This is a genomic window from Undibacter mobilis, from assembly GCF_003367195.1.
GTDB lineage: Bacteria > Pseudomonadota > Alphaproteobacteria > Rhizobiales > Xanthobacteraceae > Pseudolabrys > Pseudolabrys mobilis.
In genome coordinates this window covers 621,985-647,397 of the sequence record NZ_QRGO01000001.1, presented here as the reverse complement: position 1 = coordinate 647,397, position 25,413 = coordinate 621,985, and the positions used below count along the sequence as shown (strand labels likewise).

At 63.7% G+C, this 25,413-nt stretch carries 33 protein-coding genes; 16 read left to right on the top strand and 17 right to left on the bottom strand.

From position 1 onward, the window contains the following. Window positions 1-193: 193 nt before the first annotated feature. Window positions 194-1,282 carry a TRAP transporter substrate-binding protein gene (locus tag DXH78_RS03080; RefSeq protein ID WP_115515683.1) on the top strand — a complete coding sequence of 363 codons (1,089 nt, stop codon included), beginning with the start codon at window positions 194-196 and terminating at the stop codon, window positions 1,280-1,282. A gap of 78 nt (window positions 1,283-1,360) precedes the next feature. Here the strand turns inward: DXH78_RS03080 and DXH78_RS03075 are convergent, their stop codons facing one another. The 5 genes from DXH78_RS03075 to DXH78_RS03055 all read right to left on the bottom strand — a co-directional run bounded on the left by DXH78_RS03075 (window position 1,361) and on the right by DXH78_RS03055 (window position 4,621). Continuing rightward, complete coding sequence (locus DXH78_RS03075) at window positions 1,361-1,720, bottom strand: carboxymuconolactone decarboxylase family protein (RefSeq protein ID WP_115515682.1); 360 nt, start codon at window positions 1,718-1,720, stop codon at window positions 1,361-1,363. Window positions 1,721-1,791: 71 nt separating this feature from the next. Beyond that, window positions 1,792-2,499 carry a 2-keto-4-pentenoate hydratase gene (locus DXH78_RS03070; RefSeq protein ID WP_115515681.1) on the bottom strand — a complete coding sequence of 236 codons (708 nt, stop codon included), beginning with the start codon at window positions 2,497-2,499 and terminating at the stop codon, window positions 1,792-1,794. An 18-nt stretch (window positions 2,500-2,517) separates the two neighbouring features. Further along, entirely contained in the window at window positions 2,518-3,492 is a 975-nt protein-coding gene (locus DXH78_RS03065) for a threonine dehydratase (RefSeq protein ID WP_210209557.1), read from the bottom strand. A gap of 17 nt (window positions 3,493-3,509) precedes the next feature. Further along, window positions 3,510-4,064 (bottom strand): asparaginase domain-containing protein, encoded by a 555-nt coding sequence (locus DXH78_RS03060; RefSeq protein ID WP_115515679.1) that lies wholly within the window; start codon window positions 4,062-4,064, stop codon window positions 3,510-3,512. A gap of 14 nt (window positions 4,065-4,078) precedes the next feature. Next, window positions 4,079-4,621 (bottom strand): invasion associated locus B family protein, encoded by a 543-nt coding sequence (locus DXH78_RS03055; RefSeq protein ID WP_115515678.1) that lies wholly within the window; start codon window positions 4,619-4,621, stop codon window positions 4,079-4,081. Between the two features lie 417 nt (window positions 4,622-5,038). Here DXH78_RS03055 and coxB point away from each other — a divergent pair, with 417 nt between their 5' ends. The 12 genes from coxB to DXH78_RS02995 all read left to right on the top strand — a co-directional run bounded on the left by coxB (window position 5,039) and on the right by DXH78_RS02995 (window position 15,710). Continuing rightward, window positions 5,039-5,902, top strand: coding sequence for a cytochrome c oxidase subunit II (coxB, locus tag DXH78_RS03050; RefSeq protein WP_115515677.1), 864 nt, complete (start codon window positions 5,039-5,041; stop codon window positions 5,900-5,902). A gap of 65 nt (window positions 5,903-5,967) precedes the next feature. Next, window positions 5,968-7,587 carry a cytochrome c oxidase subunit I gene (ctaD, locus tag DXH78_RS03045; protein ID WP_115515676.1) on the top strand — a complete coding sequence of 540 codons (1,620 nt, stop codon included), beginning with the start codon at window positions 5,968-5,970 and terminating at the stop codon, window positions 7,585-7,587. Between the two features lie 29 nt (window positions 7,588-7,616). Further along, window positions 7,617-8,597: a heme o synthase gene (gene cyoE, locus DXH78_RS03040; RefSeq protein ID WP_115515675.1), complete on the top strand. Its 981-nt coding sequence runs from the start codon at window positions 7,617-7,619 to the stop codon at window positions 8,595-8,597. Between the two features lie 14 nt (window positions 8,598-8,611). After that, entirely contained in the window at window positions 8,612-8,791 is a 180-nt protein-coding gene (locus DXH78_RS03035) for a hypothetical protein (protein WP_115515674.1), read from the top strand. After that, window positions 8,788-9,402 carry a cytochrome c oxidase assembly protein gene (locus DXH78_RS03030; RefSeq protein ID WP_115515673.1) on the top strand — a complete coding sequence of 205 codons (615 nt, stop codon included), beginning with the start codon at window positions 8,788-8,790 and terminating at the stop codon, window positions 9,400-9,402. The genes DXH78_RS03035 and DXH78_RS03030 overlap by 4 nt, the downstream gene beginning before the upstream one ends. Window positions 9,403-9,467: 65 nt before the next feature. Further along, a complete protein-coding gene (locus DXH78_RS03025) occupies window positions 9,468-10,319 on the top strand; it encodes a cytochrome c oxidase subunit 3 (RefSeq protein WP_115515672.1) in 852 nt (283 codons plus the stop codon). A gap of 69 nt (window positions 10,320-10,388) precedes the next feature. Further along, window positions 10,389-10,772 (top strand): DUF983 domain-containing protein, encoded by a 384-nt coding sequence (locus tag DXH78_RS03020; RefSeq protein ID WP_115515671.1) that lies wholly within the window; start codon window positions 10,389-10,391, stop codon window positions 10,770-10,772. After that, the gene (locus tag DXH78_RS03015; RefSeq protein ID WP_115515670.1) at window positions 10,769-11,515 is read left to right on the top strand and encodes an SURF1 family protein; all 747 of its coding nucleotides are present in this window, start codon (window positions 10,769-10,771) and stop codon (window positions 11,513-11,515) included. Before DXH78_RS03020 ends, DXH78_RS03015 begins: the two co-directional genes overlap by 4 nt. A gap of 82 nt (window positions 11,516-11,597) precedes the next feature. Then, window positions 11,598-13,013 (top strand): threonine synthase, encoded by a 1,416-nt coding sequence (thrC, locus tag DXH78_RS03010; RefSeq protein WP_115515669.1) that lies wholly within the window; start codon window positions 11,598-11,600, stop codon window positions 13,011-13,013. Then, window positions 13,010-14,281 (top strand): M16 family metallopeptidase, encoded by a 1,272-nt coding sequence (locus DXH78_RS03005; protein WP_115515668.1) that lies wholly within the window; start codon window positions 13,010-13,012, stop codon window positions 14,279-14,281. Before thrC ends, DXH78_RS03005 begins: the two co-directional genes overlap by 4 nt. 34 nt (window positions 14,282-14,315) lie before the next feature. Further along, the gene (locus tag DXH78_RS03000) at window positions 14,316-14,897 is read left to right on the top strand and encodes a GNAT family N-acetyltransferase (protein WP_115515667.1); all 582 of its coding nucleotides are present in this window, start codon (window positions 14,316-14,318) and stop codon (window positions 14,895-14,897) included. A 144-nt stretch (window positions 14,898-15,041) separates the two neighbouring features. Then, window positions 15,042-15,710 carry a hypothetical protein gene (locus DXH78_RS02995; RefSeq protein WP_168192689.1) on the top strand — a complete coding sequence of 223 codons (669 nt, stop codon included), beginning with the start codon at window positions 15,042-15,044 and terminating at the stop codon, window positions 15,708-15,710. A gap of 3 nt (window positions 15,711-15,713) precedes the next feature. Here DXH78_RS02995 and DXH78_RS02990 read toward each other — a convergent pair whose 3' ends face one another. The 6 genes from DXH78_RS02990 to DXH78_RS02965 form a co-directional block, all read right to left on the bottom strand. Then, a complete protein-coding gene (locus DXH78_RS02990) occupies window positions 15,714-16,370 on the bottom strand; it encodes an HAD family hydrolase (RefSeq protein WP_115515665.1) in 657 nt (218 codons plus the stop codon). A gap of 285 nt (window positions 16,371-16,655) precedes the next feature. Beyond that, entirely contained in the window at window positions 16,656-17,147 is a 492-nt protein-coding gene (locus DXH78_RS02985; RefSeq protein ID WP_115515664.1) for a F0F1 ATP synthase subunit B family protein, read from the bottom strand. Between the two features lie 11 nt (window positions 17,148-17,158). Then, window positions 17,159-17,695, bottom strand: a complete 537-nt coding sequence (locus DXH78_RS02980) for a F0F1 ATP synthase subunit B (RefSeq protein ID WP_115515663.1) — start codon at window positions 17,693-17,695, stop codon at window positions 17,159-17,161. Window positions 17,696-17,727: 32 nt separating this feature from the next. Beyond that, entirely contained in the window at window positions 17,728-17,955 is a 228-nt protein-coding gene (locus DXH78_RS02975; RefSeq protein WP_115515662.1) for a F0F1 ATP synthase subunit C, read from the bottom strand. A 32-nt stretch (window positions 17,956-17,987) separates the two neighbouring features. Further along, window positions 17,988-18,737, bottom strand: coding sequence for a F0F1 ATP synthase subunit A (locus DXH78_RS02970; protein ID WP_115515661.1), 750 nt, complete (start codon window positions 18,735-18,737; stop codon window positions 17,988-17,990). A gap of 10 nt (window positions 18,738-18,747) precedes the next feature. Then, window positions 18,748-19,098: an AtpZ/AtpI family protein gene (locus DXH78_RS02965; RefSeq protein ID WP_115515660.1), complete on the bottom strand. Its 351-nt coding sequence runs from the start codon at window positions 19,096-19,098 to the stop codon at window positions 18,748-18,750. A gap of 285 nt (window positions 19,099-19,383) precedes the next feature. On the opposite strand from DXH78_RS02965, the gene DXH78_RS02960 reads away from it, so the two are divergent. Both DXH78_RS02960 and DXH78_RS02955 read left to right on the top strand, forming a co-directional pair. After that, window positions 19,384-19,890: a hypothetical protein gene (locus DXH78_RS02960; protein WP_115515659.1), complete on the top strand. Its 507-nt coding sequence runs from the start codon at window positions 19,384-19,386 to the stop codon at window positions 19,888-19,890. 10 nt (window positions 19,891-19,900) lie between these two features. After that, window positions 19,901-20,362 (top strand): secondary thiamine-phosphate synthase enzyme YjbQ, encoded by a 462-nt coding sequence (locus DXH78_RS02955; protein ID WP_115515658.1) that lies wholly within the window; start codon window positions 19,901-19,903, stop codon window positions 20,360-20,362. 10 nt (window positions 20,363-20,372) lie between these two features. On the opposite strand, the gene DXH78_RS02950 is transcribed toward DXH78_RS02955, so the two are convergent. The 6 genes from DXH78_RS02950 to DXH78_RS02925 all read right to left on the bottom strand — a co-directional run bounded on the left by DXH78_RS02950 (window position 20,373) and on the right by DXH78_RS02925 (window position 24,398). Beyond that, the gene (locus DXH78_RS02950; protein ID WP_147292563.1) at window positions 20,373-20,732 is read right to left on the bottom strand and encodes a hypothetical protein; all 360 of its coding nucleotides are present in this window, start codon (window positions 20,730-20,732) and stop codon (window positions 20,373-20,375) included. Between the two features lie 96 nt (window positions 20,733-20,828). Beyond that, window positions 20,829-21,209, bottom strand: a complete 381-nt coding sequence (locus DXH78_RS02945) for a hypothetical protein (protein ID WP_115515656.1) — start codon at window positions 21,207-21,209, stop codon at window positions 20,829-20,831. A gap of 173 nt (window positions 21,210-21,382) precedes the next feature. After that, window positions 21,383-21,709 carry a hypothetical protein gene (locus tag DXH78_RS02940; RefSeq protein WP_115515655.1) on the bottom strand — a complete coding sequence of 109 codons (327 nt, stop codon included), beginning with the start codon at window positions 21,707-21,709 and terminating at the stop codon, window positions 21,383-21,385. 4 nt (window positions 21,710-21,713) lie between these two features. Further along, a complete protein-coding gene (locus DXH78_RS02935) occupies window positions 21,714-22,016 on the bottom strand; it encodes a YggT family protein (RefSeq protein ID WP_115515654.1) in 303 nt (100 codons plus the stop codon). A gap of 113 nt (window positions 22,017-22,129) precedes the next feature. Beyond that, on the bottom strand, window positions 22,130-24,103 hold the full coding sequence (locus DXH78_RS02930; RefSeq protein ID WP_115515653.1) for a sodium:solute symporter family protein: 1,974 nt from the start codon (window positions 24,101-24,103) through the stop codon (window positions 22,130-22,132). Window positions 24,104-24,113: 10 nt separating this feature from the next. Then, a complete protein-coding gene (locus tag DXH78_RS02925; protein WP_115515652.1) occupies window positions 24,114-24,398 on the bottom strand; it encodes a DUF4212 domain-containing protein in 285 nt (94 codons plus the stop codon). Window positions 24,399-24,695: 297 nt separating this feature from the next. Between DXH78_RS02925 and DXH78_RS02920 the strand changes: the two genes are divergently transcribed. After that, window positions 24,696-25,304, top strand: coding sequence for a hypothetical protein (locus DXH78_RS02920; RefSeq protein ID WP_115515651.1), 609 nt, complete (start codon window positions 24,696-24,698; stop codon window positions 25,302-25,304). The last annotated feature ends 109 nt before the right edge of the window (window positions 25,305-25,413 follow it).

Sequence of the window (25,413 nt, the reverse complement as noted above, 5' to 3'; positions counted from 1 at the left end):
TTTCTCGGGAAAACCCTAAGATTGGCGCCGCCGCGCCGGCTCGTGGGTGACTGCGGAAGTCGGAATACGCAATAAAGAATATGAAATGCGGAATGGGAATGCGCTCTCGGAAATAGCAGTCGGACAATAAGAACGGCCAATCACGGCTGAAATCCCTCGGGTCGGCGGACCGGTTCAACAGAGGGGACTCGCCATGAAACGTCGTCAATTCCTGAAAGCCGCCGGCGCTGGGATCGCCGGTTCGGCCATCGCTGCGCCTGCCATTGCCCAATCGTCGCCGACCATTAAATGGCGGCTGACGGCCAGTTGGCCGAAGTCGCTGGATACGCTGTACGGAGGCTGCGAGTATTTCGCCAAGCGGATCGGCGAGATCACCGACAACAAATTCCAGGTGCAGCCGTTCGCGGCTGGCGAAATCGTGCCTGGATTGCAAGTGCTCGATGCCGTGCAGAATGGCACGGTGGAGATGGGTAACACCGCGCTCTACTACTACTTCGGTAAAAATCCGGCTTTCACCTTCGGCACGGCGCTGCCCTTCGGGCTCAATCCGCGCATGATGATTTCCTGGGTCCGCCACGGCGGCGGCGAGGAATTGCTCAACAACCTGCTCAAGGAATTCAACTGCATCGGCTTCGCCGCCGGCAACACCGGCGCGCAGATGGGCGGCTGGTTCCGCAAGGAGATCAACACCACCGAAGATCTCAAGGGGTTGAAATTCCGCGTCGGCGGCTTCGCCGGCATGATCCTGTCGAAGCTCGGTACGGTGCCGCAGCAGATCGCGGCCGGCGATATCTATCCCGCGCTCGAGAAGGGCACGATCGATGCGGCCGAATGGGTCGGGCCTTACGACGATGAGAAGCTCGGCTTCGTGAAAGTCGCGAAGTACTATTACTATCCCGGCTGGTGGGAAGGCTGCGGCCAGGCCCACAACCTCGTCAACATGGCCAAATGGAACGAACTGCCGAAGCACTACCAGTCCGCCATCATCACGGCTTCGAACGATGCGTGGATCTGGACGCTGTCGAAGTACGACGCCGTCAATCCGCAGGCGCTGTTGCGGCTCATTGCGGCCGGCGCGCAGCTGCGCGCATTCCCGCAGCCTGTGCTTGAGGATTGCTACAAGGCGGCGAACGCCATTTACGATGACCTGTCCAAGACCAATCCGCACTTCAAGACGATGTATGAAAGTCTGGTGCCGTTCCGCTCGAACTCCTATGCCTGGCTGCAGGTCGCGGAGCTCGGTTTCGACAGCTTCCAGGTCAGGATGCGCACGCGCTCCTGAGGTCTGAATGAGAAGCGGCCCCGCAACGCCGTCCGTTGTGGGGCCGTATCTTGTTGTCGCCGCCGCCGGGCGATGCCGTCACGCCGCGGTGCTGGCGGCTTCCGGCTTCAATTGCTCGTAGGCCTCGAGCGCGTGGGTGGCATACATCACCGACGGCCCGGCGCCCATATAAATCGCCATGCCTAACGTCTCGACGATCTCCTCGCGGCTCGCGCCATGATCGAGTGCCGCCTTGACGTGGAAGCCGATGCAGTCGTCGCAGCGGATCGCCACCGAGATGCCGAGCGCGATCAGCTCTTTGGCTTTGGCATCGAGCGCCGCCGGCGTCGATGCAGCCTGCGCCAAGCCCGAGAACGCCTTCATCACGTTCGGCGTATCGCCGCGCAAGGTACGCATCAGCGCCTTGATCTCGTCGAGATGTGTGGACCACTGTTTCATCGCTCAATCCTCCGGTTGGCGGCGACCATAGTCGCGGCCTCCGGGAGAACCTTGATGGAAATCAAGCGCCGCTAGTCGTGACGGAACGCGATACTCACCGCGCCGACCGGTTCGAGCGCGTGACCGAAATCCGTGTCGCCGGCATCCAGCATCTGCGGCGGTGTGATCGAGCCGGTGATGATGATGTCGCCGGGCCGGAGCGTCTCGCCGTAAGCCGCCAGCGTTGCCGCGACATGGGCGACGATGTCGACGACCTTGCCCGTGAGCGCTTCCGGATCGGTCGTGCTGTTGATGAGCGCGCCGCGCCGCGTCACGCGCGACGTCAGGTTCGCGATGCTGCCGCCGGCGCGCGTTTTGTCACCGATGATCACGTGGCGCTGGAACACACCGTCGTCGAGGATGACGTCGAGATTGTCCGGTGTCGGCAGCACGTCCATATCGGCGATCTCGATGGCCGGCATGATCTCCTTGATCGCGGCGCGCACCTCGTCGGACGAGGCGCCGGGCTTCGGCGTCGCCGCCATGCGCACGGCAATTTCCGGCTCGGCGACCGGTCGCGTATAGCCCTTGAGCGATGCCGTGCCGCCGGAGGCGATCAGCGCGCTCTGCATCAGATAGCCGACGATCGGCGCTTGCAGCCCGAGTTTCTCCATCATCGCCGGCGCGCCGAGCCCCACTTTCCAACCGAGAGGTTTCTCGCCGGCGGCGATGCGCGCGCGCCGTTTGGCCAGTTGCAGCGGCATGCCTTTCTTGATGAGTGGATGGTCGAAGGCGTTCATCGCCGCAAGTCCTCCGGATTATGGTGCCGGCTTGTTGAGATCGCCGTTCAGGATTCGGGCATAGAGCGGCAGGTCGACATTGCCGCCGGACAGGATGATGCCGATTCTCTTGCCGCGCATCCGGTCTTTCTCGTTGAGCAATGCAGCAAGCGCCGCAGCACCGGCGCCTTCGGCAATGTTGTGCGTGTCGCGATAGAGTATCCGCATCGCCTCGGCGACCTCTTCGTCGCTCACGGCGACAATGCGGCTCGCGCCTTTGGAATAGATGTCGAACGCCTCCTGCACCGGTACGCGCACCGCCATGCCATCGGCGATAGTGTTGGCTGAATTGGTTTCGATGAGCTTGCCAGCTTCGAAGGACAGCTTGGCGCATTGCGCCTCGGTCGAGACGACGCCGACGACTTCGGTCTTGAGACCGAGCGCGTCGCGCACTGCGATGACGCCGCAAATGCCGGAGCCGCAGCCGATAGGCACATAGACAGTGTCGAGATCGCGCGCCTCGTTGAAGAATTCCAGCGCGTAGGTGGCGACGCCGCGCGCCAGTTCGCGGTGAAACGGCGGCACCGGAAAGAGCCCTTCGGTCTCCGCGAGTCGCATCGCTTCGACTTTGGCCTCGTCGAAGTCGCTGCCGAACTCGATCAGCTCGGCGCCAAAGGCGCGCATCGCGGCATTCTTCTCGACGGAGTTGCCGAACGGCACCAAAATCTTCGCGCGTAGTCCGGCCGCGGTTGCGGCGCGCGCCTGGGACTGGCCGTGATTGCCGCGCGTCGCCGTGACAATGCCCGGCGTGGCTGGATGCGAGCGCTTCAGCCAGTCGATGAAGGTAATGCCGCCGCGCACCTTGAAGGCACCGGCCGGCGTGTGGTTTTCGTGCTTGACCCAGACCGTTGCGCCGGTGCGCTCGGCCAGAAGCGGCCAAGCATATTGCGGTGTCGGTTTCATCTGTCGGTAGACAAGACGGCTGGTGGTTTCAAGTTCGTCGATGCTGAACAGCGCCATGGTCGATCGGCTCACGCTTCGAATTTTCGGAAACTGCCAACGACCGTCTTGACCACGGCATCCCACGGCGCGACCAGCCCGTTCATGGCAATATAGACGCCTGGTGGCGCCATGAGCGCCGCGCCGATTGCCAGCCCGAGATTGAAGTCGGTGTCGCTGTCGCGCAGCACGGCCGGCTGTGCAGCGCCGGTGAGCACGACGGTCTTGTCCAGCTTGCGGGCGGCTATCGTTGCCGCGGTGTTCGGCGTGGCCGCCACCTTGCCGGTTTCGGGATCGATGCGCCGGGTCATGGTGTCGGTGCCATGGGTGACGACGATTCGCCGCTGCGTCGCACTGGCGCAGCGGTTGGCGATGATGTCGCGCTGCGCGTCGGTGATTTTGGTGGAGTCCTCGGCGAACAGCCACTCACAGGCGAAAGCCTCCGGGGCCATGCGCGCGCGCCGGAGAATTTCGGTGACGGCCGATTCCTGGCCCGGCGGAAAGGTGAATTCCGTCACCCACTGCCCCTCCGGGTAGCGCTTGTCGAAGGTGCCGCCGGTGGTGAGGATGAGGAGGTCTTTGGCCATGGGTTTGCCGTCCGCTAGGGCAGCTTGTCGTAGCCCTCGCCGAACCCGGCAAGCGACATCGGGAAGCCGATGCCCTCTTCGGGCGTCTGATAAATGACGAACAGAGCCGTCTTGCCGGTGCGCAATTTCTTGAGTAGTTCGTCGTCCATCACAACTTCGGCGATACAGCCATTGGGCAGGCAGCGTACGAAACCGGCGCGGCCGATATCGGCATTGTCGATCTTGAGGCCGAGTCCGGACGGCAGCAGTACGCCCAAAGGCGCAACCACCCGCATCAACTTGCTCTTCTGATCGGCAGTTTTGAGCACAATCACGGTCAGGCCGACATTGGCGCGGTCTTCCGCCGTCACACTCTGAATGAGCGCGCATTGCTCGGATTTGGCGCCAGGCGGGGTGTCGCAGCGAATCTGCCAATCCCTGTGCACCGACTTCACCGCGCCTTGCGCCAGCGCCGCGCTCGACCATCCCGCAAAAACCGCGGCCATAGCTGCAACACAGCCCAGCGCCAGTCTCGCGGCCTTCGCGGTTGTCCGCTGGCCCTGCCTGAAATTGCTCATACTTCAATCCTTTAGCACGAATTCGCGGGGGCAGGGAGGCGGCTTGTGCGGCCCGAATCACCCGCGGCAACCATTGTAGACGGTCGCCCCGGAACATGCCGTTTTGCCGGCTCCAAAAATTCCGGCGTGCGGTATCGCATACCGTGAACGCCTCCGGCTTGGCGGAAATACGGCAAATCCGGCGTCTTCCGGCATTCGCAGTTTGTCGCAGAATTGTTCTAATGAGGTACATTGCGGCAGGCTTGGATTTGTGGTTTGAGAGGCGAGGTTTCCCCTAGGGCCGCTGCACCGCAAGCTCCGCCACGCCCGTGGCAAAAGCCGTCAGTAGCCGTACCGGTTGCCTGACCGGGCAGGCGGCGCGCAGGGGCAAAAAGGGGCCTTGTCCAAGGCCGTTTATCGTCGAGGAGCGCATAAGAAATGCTCGTGCTCAAGCGGTTGATCGCTTTCGTGGCCTCAAGCTTGGCCATTCTGTCTGCCGGATCAGCGATCGCCCAAACTGCCGGTCCAGCGACCGGACAGCCGCACCCGTGGCAGGTCACCCTTCAGGCCGCCGCTTCGCCGGTCATGCACGATGTCGTGTGGTTTCATGACTTCCTGCTCTGGATCATCGCCTTCATTTCGGTGTTCGTGCTGATCCTGCTCCTCATCGTGATCGTGAAGTTCAATTCCAAGAGCAACCCGGTCCCCTCCCGCACCACCCACAACACCATGATCGAGGTCGTCTGGACGGTGGTGCCGGTCCTCATCCTGGTGGCGATCGCCGTTCCGTCGTTCCGCCTGCTGTTCTACCAGCTCAAGGTTCCGCAGGCCGACCTGACCGTGAAGGCCACCGGCAAGCAGTGGTTCTGGACCTACAATTATCCGGACGCGAAGATCGAATTCGACTCGCTGATGAAGCAGGCGAAGGATCTCAAGCCCGGCGAGCCGCGCCTCCTCGCGGTCGATAACAGCCTGGTCGTTCCGGTGAACAAGGTGGTGCGCGTCATTACCACCGGCGCCGACGTCATCCACTCCTGGGCCGTTCCGTCCTTCGGCGTGAAGATCGATTCGATCCCCGGCCGTTTGAACGAGACCTGGTTCAAGGCCGAGCGCGAAGGCATGTATTACGGCCAGTGCTCGCAGCTTTGCGGCCGCGATCACGCCTTCATGCCGATTTCGGTGCAGGTCCTGAACGAAAAGGACTATGCGGCGTGGCTTGAGGCGGCGAAGAAGAAGTTCGCCACCGTCGACGACGCCCCGAAGAACGCGGTTGCGGCGGCCGAGCTCTCCACCGTCAAGTGATACGTAGCGGAATTCGAATTTAGTTCGTGGGCGACACGAGAAATCAGGGTCGAGGAAAACTGACAATGGCCGAGAACGCAGCAGCACACGGCGCGCACGACACCCACGGGCACGATCACGGTCACCCGACCGGGTGGCGTCGTTACGTTTATTCGACGAACCACAAGGACATCGGCACGATGTACCTGGTGTTCGCGATGTTCGCCGGCGTGATCGGTTTCGTCCTGTCGATCGCCATTCGTATGGAACTGCAGAACCCCGGCCTGCAGATTTTCTCGACCCCGCACGAATACAACGTGTTCGGCACTGCGCACGGCCTGATCATGATCTTCTTCATGGTCATGCCGGCGATGATCGGCGGCTTCGGCAACTGGTTCGTGCCGCTGATGATCGGCGCGCCGGACATGGCGTTCCCGCGCCTCAACAATATCTCTTTCTGGCTGCTGCCGGCCGCGTTCGCGCTGCTGGTGTGCTCACTGTTCGTCGAAGGTGAGGCCGGCTCGCTCGGCGCCGGCACAGGCTGGACCATCTATGCGCCGCTCTCGACCACGGGCCATCCGGGTCCGGCCATGGATTTCGCCATCCTGTCGCTGCATCTGGCCGGCGCCTCGTCGATCCTCGGCGCCATCAACTTCATCACCACCATTTTCAACATGCGCGCGCCGGGAATGACCCTGCACAAGATGCCGCTGTTCGTGTGGTCGGTGCTGGTGACCGTGTTCCTGCTGCTGCTGTCGTTGCCCGTGCTCGCCGGTGGCATCACCATGCTGCTGACCGACCGCAATTTCGGCACCACCTTCTTCTCGCCGGAAGGCGGCGGCGACCCGCTGCTGTTCCAGCATCTGTTCTGGTTCTTCGGTCACCCCGAAGTGTACATCCTCATCCTGCCCGGCTTCGGCATGATCTCGCAGATCGTTTCGACCTTCTCGCGCAAGCCGGTGTTCGGCTATCTCGGCATGGCCTACGCGATGGTTGCGATCGGCGGCATCGGCTTCATCGTCTGGGCGCACCACATGTACACGGTCGGTCTGTCGACCGGCGCGCAGGCCTACTTCATCGCGGCCACGATGGTCATCGCGGTGCCGACCGGCGTGAAGATCTTCTCCTGGATCGCGACGATGTGGGGCGGTTCGATTCAGTTCCGCACGCCGATGATCTGGGCGATCGGCTTCATCTTCCTGTTCACCGTCGGCGGCGTGACCGGCGTGGTGCTGTCGAACGCGGGCGTCGACCGCGTGCTGCACGATACCTATTACGTCATCGCGCACTTCCACTACGTGCTGTCGCTCGGCGCGGTGTTCGCGATCTTCGCTGGCTGGTACTACTGGTTCCCGAAGATTTCGGGCTACATGTACAACGAGACGATCGCCAAGGCGCACTTCTGGGTCACCTTCGTTGGCGTCAACATCGTCTTCTTCCCGCAGCACTTCCTCGGTCTTGCCGGCATGCCGCGCCGCACCGTGGACTATCCGGATGCGTTCCATGGCTGGAACGAGATTTCGTCCTACGGCTCCTACATCGCCGCGGTCGGTCTCGTGATCTTCTTCATCGGCGTCGCTGAGGCGTTCATGAAGAAGCGTGTCGCCGGCGCCAATCCGTGGGGCGAAGGCGCAACGACGCTGGAGTGGACCCTGTCCTCGCCGCCGCCGTTCCATCAGTTCGAGGTTCTGCCGCGCATCAAGTGATGTGCGATTGAGAAGGGCGTAGCCGGGCAATGTCGCTCATCAGCGAAGGCGCGAATGTCGGCGGCCCCGGCGGGGCTCGGCTCATCGAGCCGGGCTTCGATGCGGCCCTGTACGAGCCGAGCAGTGCCGAGGTCGGCGATTACATCGCGCTGTTGAAACCGCGGGTGATGTCGCTCGTGGTGTTCACGGCGCTGGTCGGCCTTGCCGTGGCACCCGGTTCGATCCACCCGGTGACGGCCTTCACCGCGCTGCTCTGCATCGCGGTCGGCGCCGGCGCGTCGGGCGCGTTGAACATGTGGTACGATGCCGACATCGATAAGGTCATGATCCGCACCGCGCGTCGTCCTGTGCCGGCCGGCAAGGTGAGGCCGGGCGAGGCTCTGGCCTTCGGGCTCACGCTGTCGGCTTTCGCCGTCGTGGTGCTCGGCCTGCTGGTCAACGTCATCTCCGCTGCGCTGCTGGCTTTCACCATCTTCTTCTACGCCGTCATCTATACGATGTGGCTCAAGCGCTCGACGCCGCAGAACATCGTCATCGGCGGCGCTGCGGGTGCGTTCCCGCCCATGATTGGCTGGGCTGCTGTGACCGGTTCGCTGTCGCTCGAGCCCGTGCTGCTGTTCGCTATCATTTTCTTCTGGACGCCGCCGCACTTCTGGGCGCTGGCGATCTACAAGAAGAGCGACTATGGCCGCGCCGGCGTGCCGATGATGCCGAATGTCGCCGGCGACGCCCATACGCGGCTGCAGATCCTGCTTTATACGCTGATCCTGGTGCCGCTTGGCGTCTCGCCCTGGTTGTTCGGCTATGCCAGCGTGCTTTATGGCGCGGTGGCGGTCGTCACCGGTGCGGCGATGATCTTTCTGGCGCTGCAGGTCTATCGCGAGGCCTCGCCCGCCAACCGGGCCTGCCGGCATCTTTTCGCCTTCTCGATCCTCTATCTGTTCCTGCTCTACGCGGTGCTACTGGTCGATCGCGGCTGGGGCGGGCTGATCGCCAGGGTGGTCGCGTGAAGGCGGAGATGACCATGGACGACAACAAGAAGCCCGAGGGCCAGAACCCCGATGGCATCGTGCTGACCGAAGCGCAGCAGCGCGCCCGCCGTTCGCGCTCGGTCGCGATTGCGGTGGCGCTGTTCGTGCTCGTCGTCCTGTTCTATGCCATGACCCTGGTGAAGGGCCCGGCCGTGTTGGTGCGCCCGCTATGACGCAAGCCCCGCAAACCGATCGCTCGGTTCCCGCGCGCAAGGTCAAGCGCGACACGCTCGTCGCCGCAATCTGCGGCGCGGTTGCCGCCGGCATGGTCGGCATGTCGTTTGCCGCGGTGCCGCTCTACAACTGGTTCTGCCGCACCACCGGATTCGGCGGCACGACGCAGGTGTCCGTCGCCGGGCCGGTCGAGGTGCTCGATCGACAGCTGAATATTCGTTTTGATTCCAATGTGGCGCCGGGTCTGCCGTGGCGCTTCGTGCCCGAGCAGAACACGGTCACCGTTCGCATCGGCGAGGTGAAGACGGTCTATTACAAAGTCATCAACATGGCGGAGCGCGAGATCACCGCGCAGGCGGGCTACAACGTCACGCCGCCGCAGGTCGGCCTCTACTTCCACAAGATCAACTGTTTCTGTTTCACCGAGCAGACCATGAAGCCCGGCGAAACCCGCGAAATGGCGGTGGTGTTTTACGTCGATCCGGCGATCGTCAAAGATTCCGATCAGGATCCGCTGAACACCATCACACTGTCCTACACCTTCTTCCCGCTGGAGACGCCGCCGAAGCCGGTCGCGACCACCGAGACGAAGGAACAGAAGCGACTTTAAAGGCACACATCTGGGGGGCGCCACGGCGCCCGTGACAAACCGACGCGATTTGAACGGAGACGACAATGGCCGAGGCACATACCAAGCAACACGACTACCACCTGGTCGATCCGTCGCCGTGGCCGGCGGTCGGTTCGCTGGCGGCCTTCGTCATGGCCTTCGGCGCCATCAGCTGGATGCACCACCTCTATGCGGCGGCTCCGCTTGTGTTCGGCGCCGGCACGCTGGCGGTGCTCTACACCTTCATCGCCTGGTGGCGCGATGTGGTGCGCGAAGCCCAGTTCGGCGGCTTCCACACCCGCGTCGTGCAGATCTCGCACCGCTACGGCATGATCCTGTTCATCGCATCCGAAGTGATGTTCTTCGTCGCCTGGTTCTGGGCCTATTTCAACACGGCCCTGTTCCCCAACGAGGCGCATGATGTCGCCCGCATGGCCTTCACCGGCGGCGTCTGGCCGCCGAAGGGTATTGAGACCTTCGACCCGTGGCACCTGCCGCTGCTGAACACCCTGATCCTTCTGACCTCGGGCACCACCGTGACCTGGGCGCACCACGCGCTGCTCGAAGACGACCGGCAGGGCCTCAAGTGGGGTCTCATCCTCACCATCGGCCTCGGCCTGATCTTTACCTGCGTGCAGGCCTACGAGTACATGCACGCCACCTTCGCCTTCAGCGGCAACATGTACGGCGCCGCCTTCTTCATGGCGACCGGCTTCCACGGCGCGCATGTCATCATCGGCACGATCTTCCTGATCGTCTGTCTGTTCCGGGCGCTGGCAGGTCACTTCACGCCGAAGCAGCATCTCGGTTTCGAGTTTGCCGCCTGGTACTGGCACTTCGTCGACGTCGTCTGGCTGTTCCTGTTCGCCGCGATCTATGTCTGGGGTCACGGCGGCGGCCACGCCGCGGCTCACTGAGTCCGCGCGAGCGATCACACTCAGCGAAGGGCGGCGGCGACGCCGCCCTTTTGCTTTGGAGGTATTGAGATGTCCGACAATTCCATGATCGGGTTGCCGATCAAGCGCGGCCTGATGGGGCGCTGTCCGCGCTGCGGTGAGGGCAAGATGTTCGATGGCTTCCTGGCGCTGCGGCCGGCCTGCGACAAATGCGGGCTCGACTACGGTTTCGCCGATGCCGGCGATGGTCCTGCCGTGTTCGTCATCCTGATCGGCGGTGCTCTTGTCGTCATGGCGGCGCTGATCGTCGAAGTGGTCTATCAGCCGCCTTACTGGCTTCATGCCGCACTGTGGCTGCCGCTGATCCTGCTGCTGACCTTGCCGCCGCTGCGCCTGATCAAGGGCCTGTTGATCGCCTTGCAGTTCCATCACAAGGCGGCGCCGGGTCAGCTCACGCGCAAGGACGATCAGTGACCGACGCCAAGGCAGTCAGCAGGCGCAACATCGTCACGGCGAGCATCGCCGCGGCGCTGGGCCTGTTGCTGCTGCTGTCGCTGGGTACATGGCAGCTGCAGCGCAAGGCGTGGAAAGAAAATCTCATCGCCACGCTGACGGCGCGTATCGATCAGCCGCCGCAGGCGCTGCCGCCGCGCGCGCAGTGGCCGGCGCTCACCGAGGCGGACAGCGAATATGCGCGTGTAAAGTTCACCGCGACATGGCTGCCCGGCGAAGCCTTCGTCTACACCGCGGGTTCGTCGCTCCGGCCCGATGTCACGGTCCAGGGCTACTGGGTCTTCGCACCGGCGCGCCTCGCCGACGGTGCCGTCGTGTTGGTCGATCGCGGTTTCGTGCCGACCGGTCGCAAGGACGCGGCGACGCGTTCGCAAGGAACACCGGCGGGGCCGGTCGAGATCGTCGGCTATATACGCTGGCCCGAGAGCCGGGGTCTGTTCGCGCCGGAGGATGACGTGAAGGCCAATGTCTTCTTCACCCGCGATCCCAAGACCATGGCCGCCGCCAATGGCTGGACGGTCGATGCGCCGTTCTACATCGATCAGGAACTGCCGGTGCCGGCCGGCGGCTTGCCGAAGCCCGGCGCAATCGACGTCAAGCTGCCGAATAATCACTGGCAATATGCGCTCACCTGGTACGGTCTGGCGCTCGCATTGCTCTGGGTCTACGGCGTCTGGCTGGCCGGCCGGTTGCGCCGGCGCTGAGCGGGCCTTGCTTGTGCCGGCCGCGGGCCAAGGCTAGGGTGCCCTCGACGATCCCAGCTTTCCGAGACAGTCAACAAAATCAATGCATTACATATCAACTCGGGGCGCGCCCGCCCGGCTCGATTTCGTCGAGGCGATGCTTTCCGGTCTGGCTCGCGACGGCGGGCTTTATGTCCCGTACTCGTGGCCGCGGCTGTCGCCGGCGACCATCGCCGGCTTTGCCGGCCGGCCCTATGCCGAGGTTGCGGTCGAGGTGATCAAGCCCTTCGTCGGCAGCGCCATTGCCGAGGTCGATCTCGCCCGCATCGCGCATGAGGCCTACGGCTCCTTCCGCCACCCGGCGGTCGCGCCGCTGGTGCAACTCGGCGACAACCTGTTCGTTCTCGAGCTCTTCCACGGCCCGACGCTGGCGTTCAAGGACCTCGCCATGCAGCTCGTGGCGCGGCTCATGGACCATGTCCTGAAGCAGCGCGGCGAGCGCACGACGATCGTCGTCGCGACCTCCGGCGACACCGGCGGCGCCGCCGTCGAAGCTTTCCGCGGACGGGATCAGGTCGATGTCGTCGCGCTCTATCCGCATGGCCGCATCTCCGACGTGCAGCGGCGCATGATGACGACGCCGACCGACGACAACGTTCATTCCATTGCGGTGGAAGGCACGTTCGACGATTGCCAGGCGCTGGTGAAGGCGATGTTCAATCATCACGCCTTCCGCGATCGCGTGCGCCTGTCCGGTGTCAACTCGATCAACTGGGGCCGTATCGTCGCGCAGGCCGTTTATTACTTCACGGCCGCTGTCGCGCTCGGCGCGCCGCACCGGCGCATCGCGTTCACGGTGCCGACGGGCAATTTCGGCGACGTCTATGCCGGCTATGTCGCCAGCAAGATGGGCCTGCCGGTCGATCGCCTGGTCGTCGCCACCAATGTCAACGACATCCTCGCGCGCACGCTCGCCACCGGCGATTACGAGACGCGCCAGGTGGTGGCCACCTCGTCGCCGTCGATGGATATCCAGGTGTCGTCGAATTTCGAGCGCCTGCTGTATGAAACCTGCGGCCGCGATGCCGCCAAGGTCAATGCGCTGATGGGTTCGCTGGCGCAGTCCGGCCGCTTCTCGGTGCCGGGCGAGGCGCTGAAGGAAATGCGTACGCTGTTCTCGGCCGACCGCGCCGACGAACAGGAAGTCGATGCCGAAATCCGCGCCTGGATGAAAGAGGCCTCCTATTGCGCCGATCCGCACACCGCGGTGGCGCTGGCGGTGGCCGAGAAAGAGACACGCGACCCCAAGGTGCCCATGGTGGTGCTGTCGACCGCCCATCCGGCCAAGTTCCCGGATGCGGTCAAGGCGGCTTGCGGTGTCGAGCCCGGGCTCCCAGATTGGCTGTCTGACCTGCCGAACAAGGCCGAGCGTTTTACCGTGCTGCCGGCCGATCAGGCCAAAATCGAGCAATTCGTCGCCAGCGCCTCTCGCGCGGCGCGTGATGGAGCTGGTGTATGACCGTTGAAGTTACGAAATTGCCGTCCGGTCTGGCTGTCGTGACCGATCGCATGCCGCATCTGGAATCGGCATCGCTTGGCGTCTGGGTCGGCGCCGGCAGCCGGGACGAGGCGGCGGACGAACACGGCATTTCGCACCTTCTCGAACACATGGCCTTCAAGGGCACCAAGCGCCGCACCGCGCGCCAGATCGCCGAAACCATCGAGGCGGTCGGCGGCGATCTCAACGCCGCGACTTCGATCGAGAACACCGGCTATTTCGCGCGCGTGCTGAAGGCCGACGTGCCGCTGGCGCTCGACGTGCTGTCGGACATCCTGTCCGAGCCGACCTTCGATCCGGAAGAACTGCGCCGCGAGCAGAACGTCATCACCCAGGAGATTGGCGCAACCGAAGACGCGCCGGACGATCTGGTGTTCGACCGCTTGCAGGAAACCGCCTTTCCGGACCAGCCGATCGGCCGCTCCATTCTCGGTACGCCCGAGACCGTGCGCGGCTTCAGCGCCAAGAGCCTGCGCGCCTATCTCAACCGCAATTACCGCTCGCCGAACATGCTGGTCGCAGCGGCCGGTGCGGTCGATCATCAGCAGATCGTCGATGATGTCGTGAAGCGCTTCGACAGCTTCGCTGGCCCGGATGCGCCCGACCATCAGGCGGCGCGTTTCGGCGGCGGCACCCGGGTGGAGTCGCGCGATCTCGAGCAAGTGCATATCGCGCTGGCGCTTGAAGGCGTGCCGGTGAAGGACCCCCAGCTTTACAGCCTGCAGGTGTTCACCAGCGTGCTCGGCGGCGGCATGTCCTCGCGCCTGTTCCAGGAAGTGCGTGAGATCCGCGGCCTCTGCTACACCATTCAGGCGTTCCACATGCCTTATTCGGATACGGGTTTGTTCGGGCTTTACGCCGGCACTGATGAAGCCGATGCGCCGGAGCTGATGCGCGTCGTCATAGATCAGATCGAGAGCGCCACCGAAACCCTCAACGAGGCTGAAGTGGCCCGCGCCAAGGCGCAAATGAAGGCGGGTCTGCTGATGACGCTGGAAAGCTCGGAAGCCCGGCTTGGCCAGCTCGCGCGCCAGATGCTGGCCTATGGCCGTCCGGTGCCGCTGGACGAGATCGTGGCCCGGGTCGAAGCCGTCACCGTGGACAGCGCCCGCGCAGCGGGCCGGGCCCTGATCGGCCGTGGCCGCCCGGCTATTGCCGCGCTCGGCCCCGGCAATGGGCTTGAAAGCACCGCCGCGATTGCCGAAAGTCTGGTTCGTCCGGCCGCCTGAGCCGTTCAGGCGGGCCGGACGCGGATCAAGGCGAATGGCGTTCTTCCGCACTGTCGGATTTGCTGACACGACACCGGCCATCACCGGCGAGGGCATCTATTTGCGGATGCCGCAGCTTGGTGATTTCCCCGCCTGGGCCGCCTTGCGTGAGCAGAGCCGCGAATTCCTCACCCCCTGGGAGCCGATCTGGCCGCCCGACGACCTGACCCGCGGTTCCTTCCGCCGGCGGCTGCGCCGCTATCAGGACGACCAGCGCAACGATCTGGCCTACGCCTTCCTGGTGTTCCGCGCCGGCGATAGCGCGCTGGTCGGCGGCCTGACGCTGGCCAATATCCGGCGCGGCGTCGCCCAGGCCGGCAGCCTCGGTTACTGGATCGGGGCCCCTTTCGCCCATCGCGGCCACATGAGCGCGGCGGTCCGCGCCCTGCTGACCTACTCCTTTGGCGCCCTGCGTTTGCACCGGGTCGAGGCCGCCTGCATCCCGACCAACAAACCTTCCATCGGGCTGCTCGAGAAGTGCGGATTCACCCGCGAGGGCTATGCCCGACGCTATCTCTGTATCAACGGGGTCTGGCACGACCACCTGCTCTATGCCCGGGTGTCGGACGATCCTTGAGGGCTGCGGCGACTGGCCGCCCTTTTTGCCGCCTTGGGCTTGCCACGCTTGATTTGCTATAGAGCGCAGGGCGTTAGCCCACCGGGCCGGCAGCCCGGCAAGGGGCCGCCTAATATCACTCCTGAAGAAGACGCGAGCGCAACGATGGCTGGGGACATGAACGAACGAGGGCAGGGGACAATCCGGCGGCGTGCTGCGCTGCCAGCCGCCGCGGCGCTGACATTGCTGCTCGCCGGCTGCGGCGCGAACCTGTCGTCGCTCAATATTTTCGATTCCAACAAGGCGACCACCGAAGCCGCGCTGGATGGCGCCCCGACTAATGCTGCCGCCGCCAATACCGAATACGAGTGTCCGGCGGTTCAGGTCCGCACCGGCGCCGCGGTGCTGTCGATCGGCAACGAAACCAAGGCCACCGCCGAAGGCGAGCCGGGCGCGGTCAACCTGCGTTACCAGGGCACGATCATCCGCTTCGCCCGTGAGTGTCACGTCGCCGCCGGCGTCATGACCATGAAGGTCGGCGTTGAAGGCCGCGTCATCACCGGACCCGTCGGCGGGCCCGGCAAAGTCGACGTGCCGCTGCGCATGGCGGTGGTGCAGGAAGGCGTGACGCCGAAGCCGGTTGCTTCGAAATTCGTATCAATCCCTGTCGAGATCACCTCGGCGGTGGATCGCGTCAACTTCACGCATATCGAGGAAGGCCTGAGCTTTCCTGTGCCGTCACCGCCGGCGCTGCTTGATGCTTATGTGGTCTATATCGGCTTCGACACGCTGGCGGCGCAGCAAAAGAAGCCGGCCCCGCGCAAGCGGCGGTAGGTCTCACCACCCGCGGAGATCGACGACCGTGCTCTTGAGGGCGCGCATGTCGGAGATCACGGCGCGCGCGCCGGCCTCGCTCAGTTGCTGGCCGAGACGTGCTCCGGCGTGGCTGCCGCCGACGAAGCCGATCACCGTCATGCCAGCCATGACCGCGGCCGTGACGCCGGCCGGCGAGTCCTCGACGACCAGACAGTCGCCGGCATTGACCCGCATCCGGCCCGCGACATGAAGAAACAGGTCCGGCGCCGGTTTGCCGTTCGACACGTCGTTGGCGGAGAACAGGTTCGGTTCGAAGAAGCGCAACAGGTCGGTGGTCTCGAGGCTGGCGCGAATGCGCTCGATCGGTGACGACGAGGCCACGCATTTCGGTCCGCGCAACCAGGACAGCGCATGCGCGACATGGGTCGTGGCGCGCAGTTCGGTACGGAACTTCTGCAAGGTGGCGGCGGTGACGGTCTCGGCGAAGCCGGCGGGCAGCTTGCGGCCGGCCGCGATCTCGACTTCGGCGAACATGTCCGATTGCCGGCGGCCGGCGAAATAGCGCGCGACAAGGTCAGGCGTCAGCGCGAAGCCGGCGCGCATGAATTCCTGCGACACGACCGCGGTGGCGAGCGGCTCGCTGTCCACGAGCACGCCATTGCAATCGAAGATGACCACGGGTCCCCCGAAACGTGGCCGGACTCTCCGGCATAGCTCGAATTGTGTTGATGCTGACGCTTACAAAGGGCGGCCGGAAAAGGCCGCAACGCGGGACGCCACAAACGAATCGCTCGGTGTGAGCTTAATCCGCCCGAATCGGTATGCAAGGAGCGGAACTCGCCCCAATCGCAACGGCTCGGACTCGTTTTACCGTGGTAAAAGAGGGGCTTGCCTTGAGGCGTCCCGAACAAAAACGGCGCCCGCAGGGGCGCCGTTTTTCAATCCCGGGAGGGGGAACGCCGCTCAGTTGAGTTTCTTGCGGACGTCCTCGATACCCTTGGCGATCAGCTCGCCCGCCAGCGCGCCTTTGGTCTCGGCCGCGAGGATCTTCTCGGCGGCGGCGACGGCGGCGTCGGCGGCGGCGGCACGAACATCTGCCGTCGCCTGCGCCTCCGCCTGAGCGATCTTCGCTTCGGCCATCTTGGTGCGGCGGGCGACGAACTCTTCGATCTTGGCCTTGGCTTCCGCCGCCATGCGGACGGCTTCGTCCTTGGCGCCGGCGATGATGCTCTCGGCTTCGGCTTCGGCGGCCGAGCGCTTGCGCTGATATTCAGCAAGCAGGGCGGCCGCTTCTTCCTTGAGCTTGCGGGCGTCGTCGAGCTCCGCCTTGATGCGGGCGGCGCGGTCGTCGAGCGCCTTGGCGATCAGTTTCGGCACGCCGATATAGACCAGCACGCCGAGGAAGATCACGAAGGCGACGGCAACCCAGGTTTCGGCTTCAGCGAGAAGATGCATGGCGCCGTCCTTTAGCTCTTGAGCGCGGTGTCGACGGCGGAAGAGATCGCGGCATCGGCCGGCGCCTTGCCGGTCAGACGCTCGACGATCGCCTTGGCGGCGTCGGTGGCAATGCCGCGAACTTCGGCCATCGCCTTCTGCTTGGTGCTGGCGATGGTCTTTTCGGCATCGGCCAGCTTGACGTTGAGCTGATCTTCAAGCGCCTTGCGCGAGGCTTCCGCTTCCGCCGCCTGCTTGTCGCGGGTTTCGGTCGCGATCACCTGGGCGCGGGCGCGGGCCTCGGCCAGCGCCTTCTCGTAGGCGGCGACCGCCGCTTCCGATTCGGCTTTCAGCTTGCCGGCCGCCGCGACGTCGTCGGCGGCTCGCTTTTGCCGGTCCTCGATGATGCCGCCGATCCGCGGCAGCGCCACCTTCGCCATCAACGCATAGAGGATGGCGAAGGTCAGGACGAGCCACACCAACTGCGAAGGAAACGTCGTCGGGTCGAAGGGCGGAAACACGCCCTTTCCATGCGAAGACGGCACTTCGGTGTGTGTCGAGGTTGCCATGACGGTCCCTTAAACGGCCGGCTTGACGCCGCTTAGACGGCGAACAGCAGGATGAGGGCGACCAGCAGCGAGAAGATGCCGAGCGCTTCGGTCACGGCGAAGCCGAAAATCAGGTTGCCGAACTGGCTCTGCGCGGCCGACGGGTTACGCAGCGCGCCCTGAAGGAAGCTGCCGAAGATGTTGCCGAGGCCGAGACCGGCGCCCGCCATGCCGATGCAAGCGATGCCGGCACCGATGTACTTTGCTGCGACTGGATCCATAGGAAGACTCCCTTTCGAGGTATGTCGGGCCCTTAGTGGCCCGGGTGAATAGCATCGTTGAGATAGATGCAAGTGAGGATGGCGAAGACGTAAGCCTGCAGGAACGCGACCAGAAGCTCCAGTGCGGTCAGCGCGATGACGAGGCCGAGCGGCAGGACCGCACCGGCGATGCCGACGATGCCGGCGCTGCCGAGCAGGGTGACGAAGCCGGCAAACACTTTCAGCGTGATGTGCCCGGCCAGCATGTTCGCGAACAGACGCACGCTGTGCGAGATCGGCCGCGAGAGGAACGAAATGACCTCGATCACGACGATCAGCGGCAGGATGTAGATCGGAATGCCCTTCGGCACGAACAAATTAAAGAAGTGCAGGCCGTTCTTGTAGAAGCCGTAGATCAGCACGGTCAGGAAGACCGACATCGCCAAAGTCACGGTGACGATGATGTGCGAGGTCACGGTGAAGGTGTAGGGGATGAGGCCGATCAGGTTCACCGTGAGAATGAACATGAACAGCGAGAATACGAACGGGAAGAAGCGCATGCCATCGGAGCCGGCGGTACTTCTGATGGCGTTGGCGACGAATTCGTAGCTGAGCTCCGCCATCGACTGCAGGCGACCCGGCACCAGGCTGCGGCTGGCGGCGCCGGCGATCAGGAAGATGGAGATGACCGTCACGGCCGCGACCATGAAGGCGGCCGAGTTGGTGAACATGATCTGCGTCTCGCCGACCTTGGCGACGGGAAACAGGTTCACGATCTGGAATTGATGAATGGGGTCGGCCATGTCTGGTCTTCTAGTCGTTCCGGTTTGGATCGCGGATAACACCCGCAGCCCGCATCACGTTGAGGACGCCGGCGGCGAAGCCGAGCAGCAGAAATACGATGAGCCCCCAGGGCGAAATGCCGAGCCAGCGGTCGAGAAGCCAGCCGATCATCGCCCCCACAAGCACACCAGCGACCAGTTCGGAAGACAGCCTGAAACCGCGGGCGAACCCGGCGGCGTTATTCGCGGTCTGCCGAGCACCAGTTTCTTGTTCGGAAGGCCGGTCGGCTTGCGCCAATCGGTCGCCGAGACGCTGGAGTCTCGCGGAGAGAGCGGCCTCGTCGTCCGGCGGTGTGTCCTGATTCCGCGAGCCATCAGACATGCTTCTGACCCGCGATTTCGTGGGAATTTTAGCGACCGCCGCCCTTAAAGCCGCGCGGACCATACTGATCGACCCACCCCGAGTCAAGGAAGCGGGGCGCCGTCATAAGCTTATGATATTGCGTCGGAAAGTCGCGATTCGTAGCGGCATCAACCGGGGTATTGGGTGCGCTGCGGAAGCTACCCGGGGACAACCGGACTGCCCGATGACGTGAGCCTGCCTTGTTGTGGTGCTAGCATTTAGACACGGACAGGTTTTTCGCCTCGAACCGTGAGGATATTCGCGATGCGAACTGCATTCCGTGCCCTGGCCATCAGCGTCGCTCTCGGTGCGGGCACTGTCTTCGCGCAAGAGCCGTTAAAAGAGCCACCGAAGGAGCCGCCGTCGGCCGAGGCGCCAAAGGACCTTATGCCGCACGGCGCCGGTCGCTTCAGCTTTGCTCCCGCCGAAGGCGGCTATCTCAGGCTCGACAGTGCGACCGGGCAGGTCAGTTTCTGCAGCCTGGGCAGTGCAGGCTGGACTTGCCAACTGGCGCCGGATGACCGCGCCGCGCTCGATGCCGAGATTGCCAGGCTACAGAGCGAGATCGAGAAATTGAAGTCGGGGACGGCCAACGCCGAGCCGCCGCGGCCTAAGGCCGAACTGACGCCGCGGTCCGGCAATGACGACAGCCGGTTGCGCTTCCCGACGCGCGACGAAATGGAGAGGGCCCGCGCCGCTGTCGAGCGGGCATGGCGGCATTTCGTCGACATGGTCTATGACTTTCAGAAAGACGTGATGAAAAAGGACTAGCTTCTTCCTTATGCCGGATCGTCTTTCCCCCATCAGCGAAGCTGCCGTGCAGTCGGTGTTTAGTGCGACGCTGCGGGTCGACACCCACGGCACCGGATTCACCGATATAACCTTCGCGGCCCGGGACTTCCTGGCGCAGGCGGGCGCCGGCGAAGGCGTGTTCCTCGCTTTTCTGCGCCACACTTCGGCGTCGCTGACCATCCAGGAAAACGCCGATCCCGACGTACAGACCGATCTGACGACGGCGCTGGAGCGTCTGGCGCCGGAAGCGGCGCCGTGGATCCACGACGCCGAAGGCCCCGACGACATGCCGGCGCATGTCAAGGCGATGCTCAACGGCGTGACGCTGCATGTGCCGGTGACCGACGGCAAGCTTGCGCTCGGCACCTGGCAAGGCATCTATCTCATCGAACACCGCCGCGCGCCGCATTCGCGCGAGGTGATCTTCCAGTTTGTCGGCAGCCGGAAATAAGTATCGCCGCTCAAAAGCCGGCGAGCCGGAAGACCAGCGCCAGCACCCACATGCCGATGGATATGGCCGCGGTCCACAGCGCAAAGGTGAGGTAGGTCTCGCGCAGCACGGTCGCGCTCGCCCATTGCGCCTGCGCCGCCGGCGGACGCTTGTCCTCCGGCAGGTACAGCCACAGCTCGGTCTTGTTGTAGGGCTTGGTCAGTGCTTCGCGCGCCTTGTAGATCAGCGTGAGCGCCATCACCGCGGTCATCGTGCCGCCGGTCTGGAAGGCCAGCCGGGCGTCGAACGACATTCCCACCATGACGCAGAAGATGGCCAGTGTGCCGAACAGACAGGCCCGTTGCACGACCTCGTAGGCGACCCGCCGCATCGGCTCCATAGGATGCTCGTCAGAAATCCGTGTTTCGTCGCACCAAGACTAACGCGCCAGGTTCGGCTCTGTTGTCACAAATAGGTGTGCGCGGCGTCAAAGACCGTCGAAGCCGATGGTCAGAGACAGCAGCAGGCCAGCACCATAAAGCATGACGGAGGTGCCGGCCGCCGTCTTGGCGAAGCGCAGCATCATGTTCTGCATGGCGTCGCACGCGATCCGGATGCCGTTGTCGCCGGCCGGCCGCTCGTCGGGCCGCAGCGCCTGCCAGACTTCGCTGTGGCGAAAACGATCTTCCGTGAGCCGCGAGACGCGGACGATCTGCAACACGGCAAAGACCAGTGCCACCGTGGCGGCCAGGTCGAACGCCAGGGCCGGCTCGAAGCTGAAGCCGATCATGAACATCACCGCGGCCACGGCGAACAGGCTGGCATCGCGGACCAATGTGAAGTGAGCGTAACGCTCGCAAGGGATCATGGTGTCTCTCCTGTGAAGAGCCCCCTGACGAATCCTCCCGCCTCTGTGCAGCCAGAATAGCAATATGTATGCCAGCGAGCCTCTGGCCCGGGCAAGCTTCGGCGAGCACAACCCTGTGATCGGGGCTCTGTTCCGCGGCTTCGGCGGCTTAATCCGGTGCCCGGAGCCCGGCCTTAAAGACCGTATTCCAGGAAATTGCCCATCGCCGGCAGCGTCAGTAACGCCGTACCAGTGAGCCAGATCCAGAGCGACACCGGCGTCGAGTCGTCCGTGGCGCCGGAAAATCGTTCGTAGAGTGCGGCGGGAATGCCGGCGAGAATGATGGTCGCGGTCGACACCATCAGCGAGGAAAACATCAGCGTCAGCCCGGTCGAGCCGAACAGCAGCGCCGGCGCAAGGACCTGAACATGAATGAGCGCGAACAGGATGGCGATCTGATTGAAGATGCCATTGACCATGCCGAAGAAGGCGATGCCGATGAAGAAGAAATTACGGTTCATGGTGTCAGCCCGTCTTCGGGATCGCGCCCATCATCAGGAACAGATAGAGCAGCCCGACGCGCAGCCAGAACAGCCAGACGAAGCCGAACAGCCACACGATCACCGGCGGCGCTGCCTTCGGCGTCACATAAGAAAAAACAGCGACGAACGGATCGGTCAGGCGACAGAAGAAACGCCAGATGTAATTCGTCGAGTCGGCATCGACGAACAGGCTGAGCAGAACGCGGCCGAGCATGGTGTACATCACCACGGCCAGCGCGAAGTTCGGCAGGGTATAGATCCAGTAGGATGGGTTGCTTGAATCCACTGAGCCGCTTCCTCTTGCTTTGGCCGACAATGGCAAGCGCTACGCGTTGCCGCAACCGATAAAAAAGCGGGGCCCCGAAGGGCCCCGCTCCAGTCCGGATCGTTTGCGTTCGATCAGGTCTTTTCCTGGAGAACCGTACGCCCACGGGGCTTGCGGATCTCGTCGACGTAAGCCTGCATTTCCTTGGACGGCTCCTTGCCCATCAGGCTGACCACGTAGATCACGAGGAAGCCGACCGGCATGCCGAGCAGGCCCGCCGCGATGTTGGTCAGGCCGAACCAGCCGACCTTGCTCGCGAGCGGATGCGAGACGAGGACCCACGAGTCCATCGCACCCGGAGCGGCCATCGCCTTGGCGAGGTCGACCAGCGGCGCGCCCGTGGCCGGGTTGGTGAGCGACGACATACCGAAGTACGCCACGCCCGCACCCGGGAAGTAACGGGTCACGACGAGGTAGAACACGCACAGGCCGAAGCCGGCGATCATGCCCCACACTGCCCCGGCCGCCGTGGTCCGCTTCCACCAGACGCCCATGATGAGCGCCGGGAAGTTGCCGGCCATGGCGAGCGAGAACGCCCATCCGACCATCGCGAGGATGTCGCCCGGCCGCGTCGAAGCGGTGTAGGCGGAAGCCACGGCGACGACCAGCAACAGGATGCGGGCGACGAGCAGACGGCGCACCGTCGGCGCGCTCGGGTCGACCATCTTGTAGTAGACGTCGTGCGAGAGCGCGTTGGCGATGGCGAGCAGCAGACCGTCGGCGGTCGACAGCGCGGCGGCGAGACCGCCGGCGGCGACCAGACCCGAGATCACGTACGGCAGGCCCGCGATCTCCGGCGTGGAGAGCACGATAACGTCCGTATTGATCACGAAGTCCTGCAGACGGACGACGCCCGGATGCCCGGCGATCGCCTTACAGGCGGCGACGATGGCATCGATCGAGGCGGCGTTCTTGCCGCAGATCTGGATCAGACCCAGTTCGCCCCATGAGAACATCCAGGGACGGACCTGCGTCAAATCGCGGCCGATGATGTTGGTGTACACTTCCAGCTTCGAGAACGCGGCGTAAGCGGGCGCCGAGAAGTAAAGCAGGAAGATGAACAGCAGCGACCAGGCGACCGACTGACGCGCCTCACGCACGGTGGGCGTGGTGAAGTAGCGCATCAGAATGTGCGGCAGCGACGCCGTACCGATCATCATACACACGACGATGCCGAAGAAGTTCAGCGGCGTGTAGTTGAGGAACGGCTGGATGTGCGGCTTGAGGTTGCCCGCCGTCGCCAGTCCCGATGCCAGCATCGCACCTTCACGAGCCGTGATTTCCGCAATCGCGTTGCCGTAGGTCAGCTGCGGAATCGGAATGCCATACTGCTTCGTCGACAGGATGACGATGGGCGTGAGGTAGGCGATGATGAGCACGATGTACTGGGCGATCTGCGTCCAGGTCACCGCCCGCATGCCGCCGAGCATCGAGCACAGCAGAATGCCGGCGAGACCCGCGAACACCGCCACCTCGAACTGCATGCCGAGGAAGCGTGAAGCGATGATGCCGGTGCCGAAGATCTGCGCGGTCACGTAAGTGAACGAGCAGCACACCAGCACCAGCACGGCCATGCCGCGGGCGACGTTGCCGCCGAAGCGGAACGCCATGAAGTCCGGAACCGTGTAGGCGCCGAATTTGCGCAGATAGGGGCCGATCAGGATCGACACCAGCACGAAGCCGCCGGTCCAGCCGAGCACCCAGGCCAAGCCGTCATAGCCGAGCAGGAAGAGCGTGCCGGCCATACCGACGAACGATGCCGCCGACATCCAGTCGGCGCCAGTCGCCATGCCGTTATAGAGCGCGGGAACGCGGCGGCCTGCGACGTAGTATTCGGACACTTCCGCGGTGCGCGACATAACGCCGATGACGGCGTAGACCACGATCGTGAAGCCCACGAACAGATAGCCGAGGATGCGGTTCGGAACGCCAACCTGTTCGAGGATGGCGAGCAGAATGATGAAGGCCAGGAAGCCGCCCGTATAGGTGGCGTACATCCGGCCCAGGTTTTTGATGAAATCCGAGCTTCCGCCCGTTGCTGTTGTCATGTTCGCCCCCTTATTCGTCTTCAGCGACGCCGAATTCACGGTCGATGGCGTTCTGTTGCTTGGCAAACATGAACAGCATCACCACGAAGGCGATCAGTGAGCCCTGCGCGGCCATGTAGAAGCCGAGCGGGAAGTTGAGGATCGGGATGGTGATCTTGTTCAGCGGGACCACGAACATGTGGACCACGTAACCGAAGAAGAACCACAGGCCGAGATGCGTGAACATCAGGCGGGTGGTCTTGTCCCAGTGCGCCTTGTCGTTATCGCTTGTTGTCGAGTTTGTTGGTGAGTTCATGGGTCGTTGCCTCTCCCTCGAAAGGCCGTCCGCCGGACGGCGGATCGGGTGTTGATGACGTTCTGAGGGGAGCCGACGAAAAAAGTGGCGCGACATCCCCCCAAGCTGCCGCTCGCTTCCGCTCTTTCGGCGGATTTGTCGTAAACCAAAGGTAACACTGCGACTTAGCGAGTCTTTATACTACTTTAGGACTATCCAGCGGGATTTCGCCTATGATTCAACTTGTGTTTTTTGGTAGAATTCATTTCGCAACTGCGAAGTAAAACAGCCCTCGCGGGCGCATAGAAAAACAAACAAATGGCCCTCCTGGATATCTTCCGTCGTCGTCCCGCTGTTCGCGACCGTGACGAACTTGCCGATTTCATTGATCGCAACGCCGCTTTTCTGATTCAGAAGGCGATCTACGAATATTCACGGGCGCGCGCCGGCCATTACTCCAAGGTGCTGTTCAAGGAGCCGAGCTTCCATGCGGCGGTCGAAGTGTCGCGCTGGCGCGCTTATCCGCTCGGCCTCTTGATGGTGACGGAAGTCGTCTATGCGGTGCTTTGCCGCGAGGGCGCGCACCCGGCGCAGGACGAGTTCGACGGTCTGGAGTCGTTGGTGCTGTCCGTGTTCGATCGTTATCCCGTGCCGCAGGCCTTGGGCCCGGCCGAGTGGGAAGCGCTGCGGGCCGATCTCGCACAGCGGCTCAAGCAGATCGCACTGCATCCGCCGAAGCGGGCGATGGATATTCCCGAGCCCTACGCCAAGCCCTATTTCGACCTGATGCCGATCCACGAGAAATTGCGCGGACGCGATCTCGAAACCACGCGCAACTATCTCATGGTCACGTTGTGCAACATCCATGACGAATTGACCAAAGCCTCCGGCGGCTTGAGTTTTCCGGCACTGGCGACGGCCGTCTGATCGGGTTCCTCGGTATCGCGTTGATACTAAAACGTATTTCCGCTAGCTTGCGGCGCAATGACGCTTGCCCGGCTGGACCGCGGGCCGAAGGCCCTTGCGGCGGCCGAGG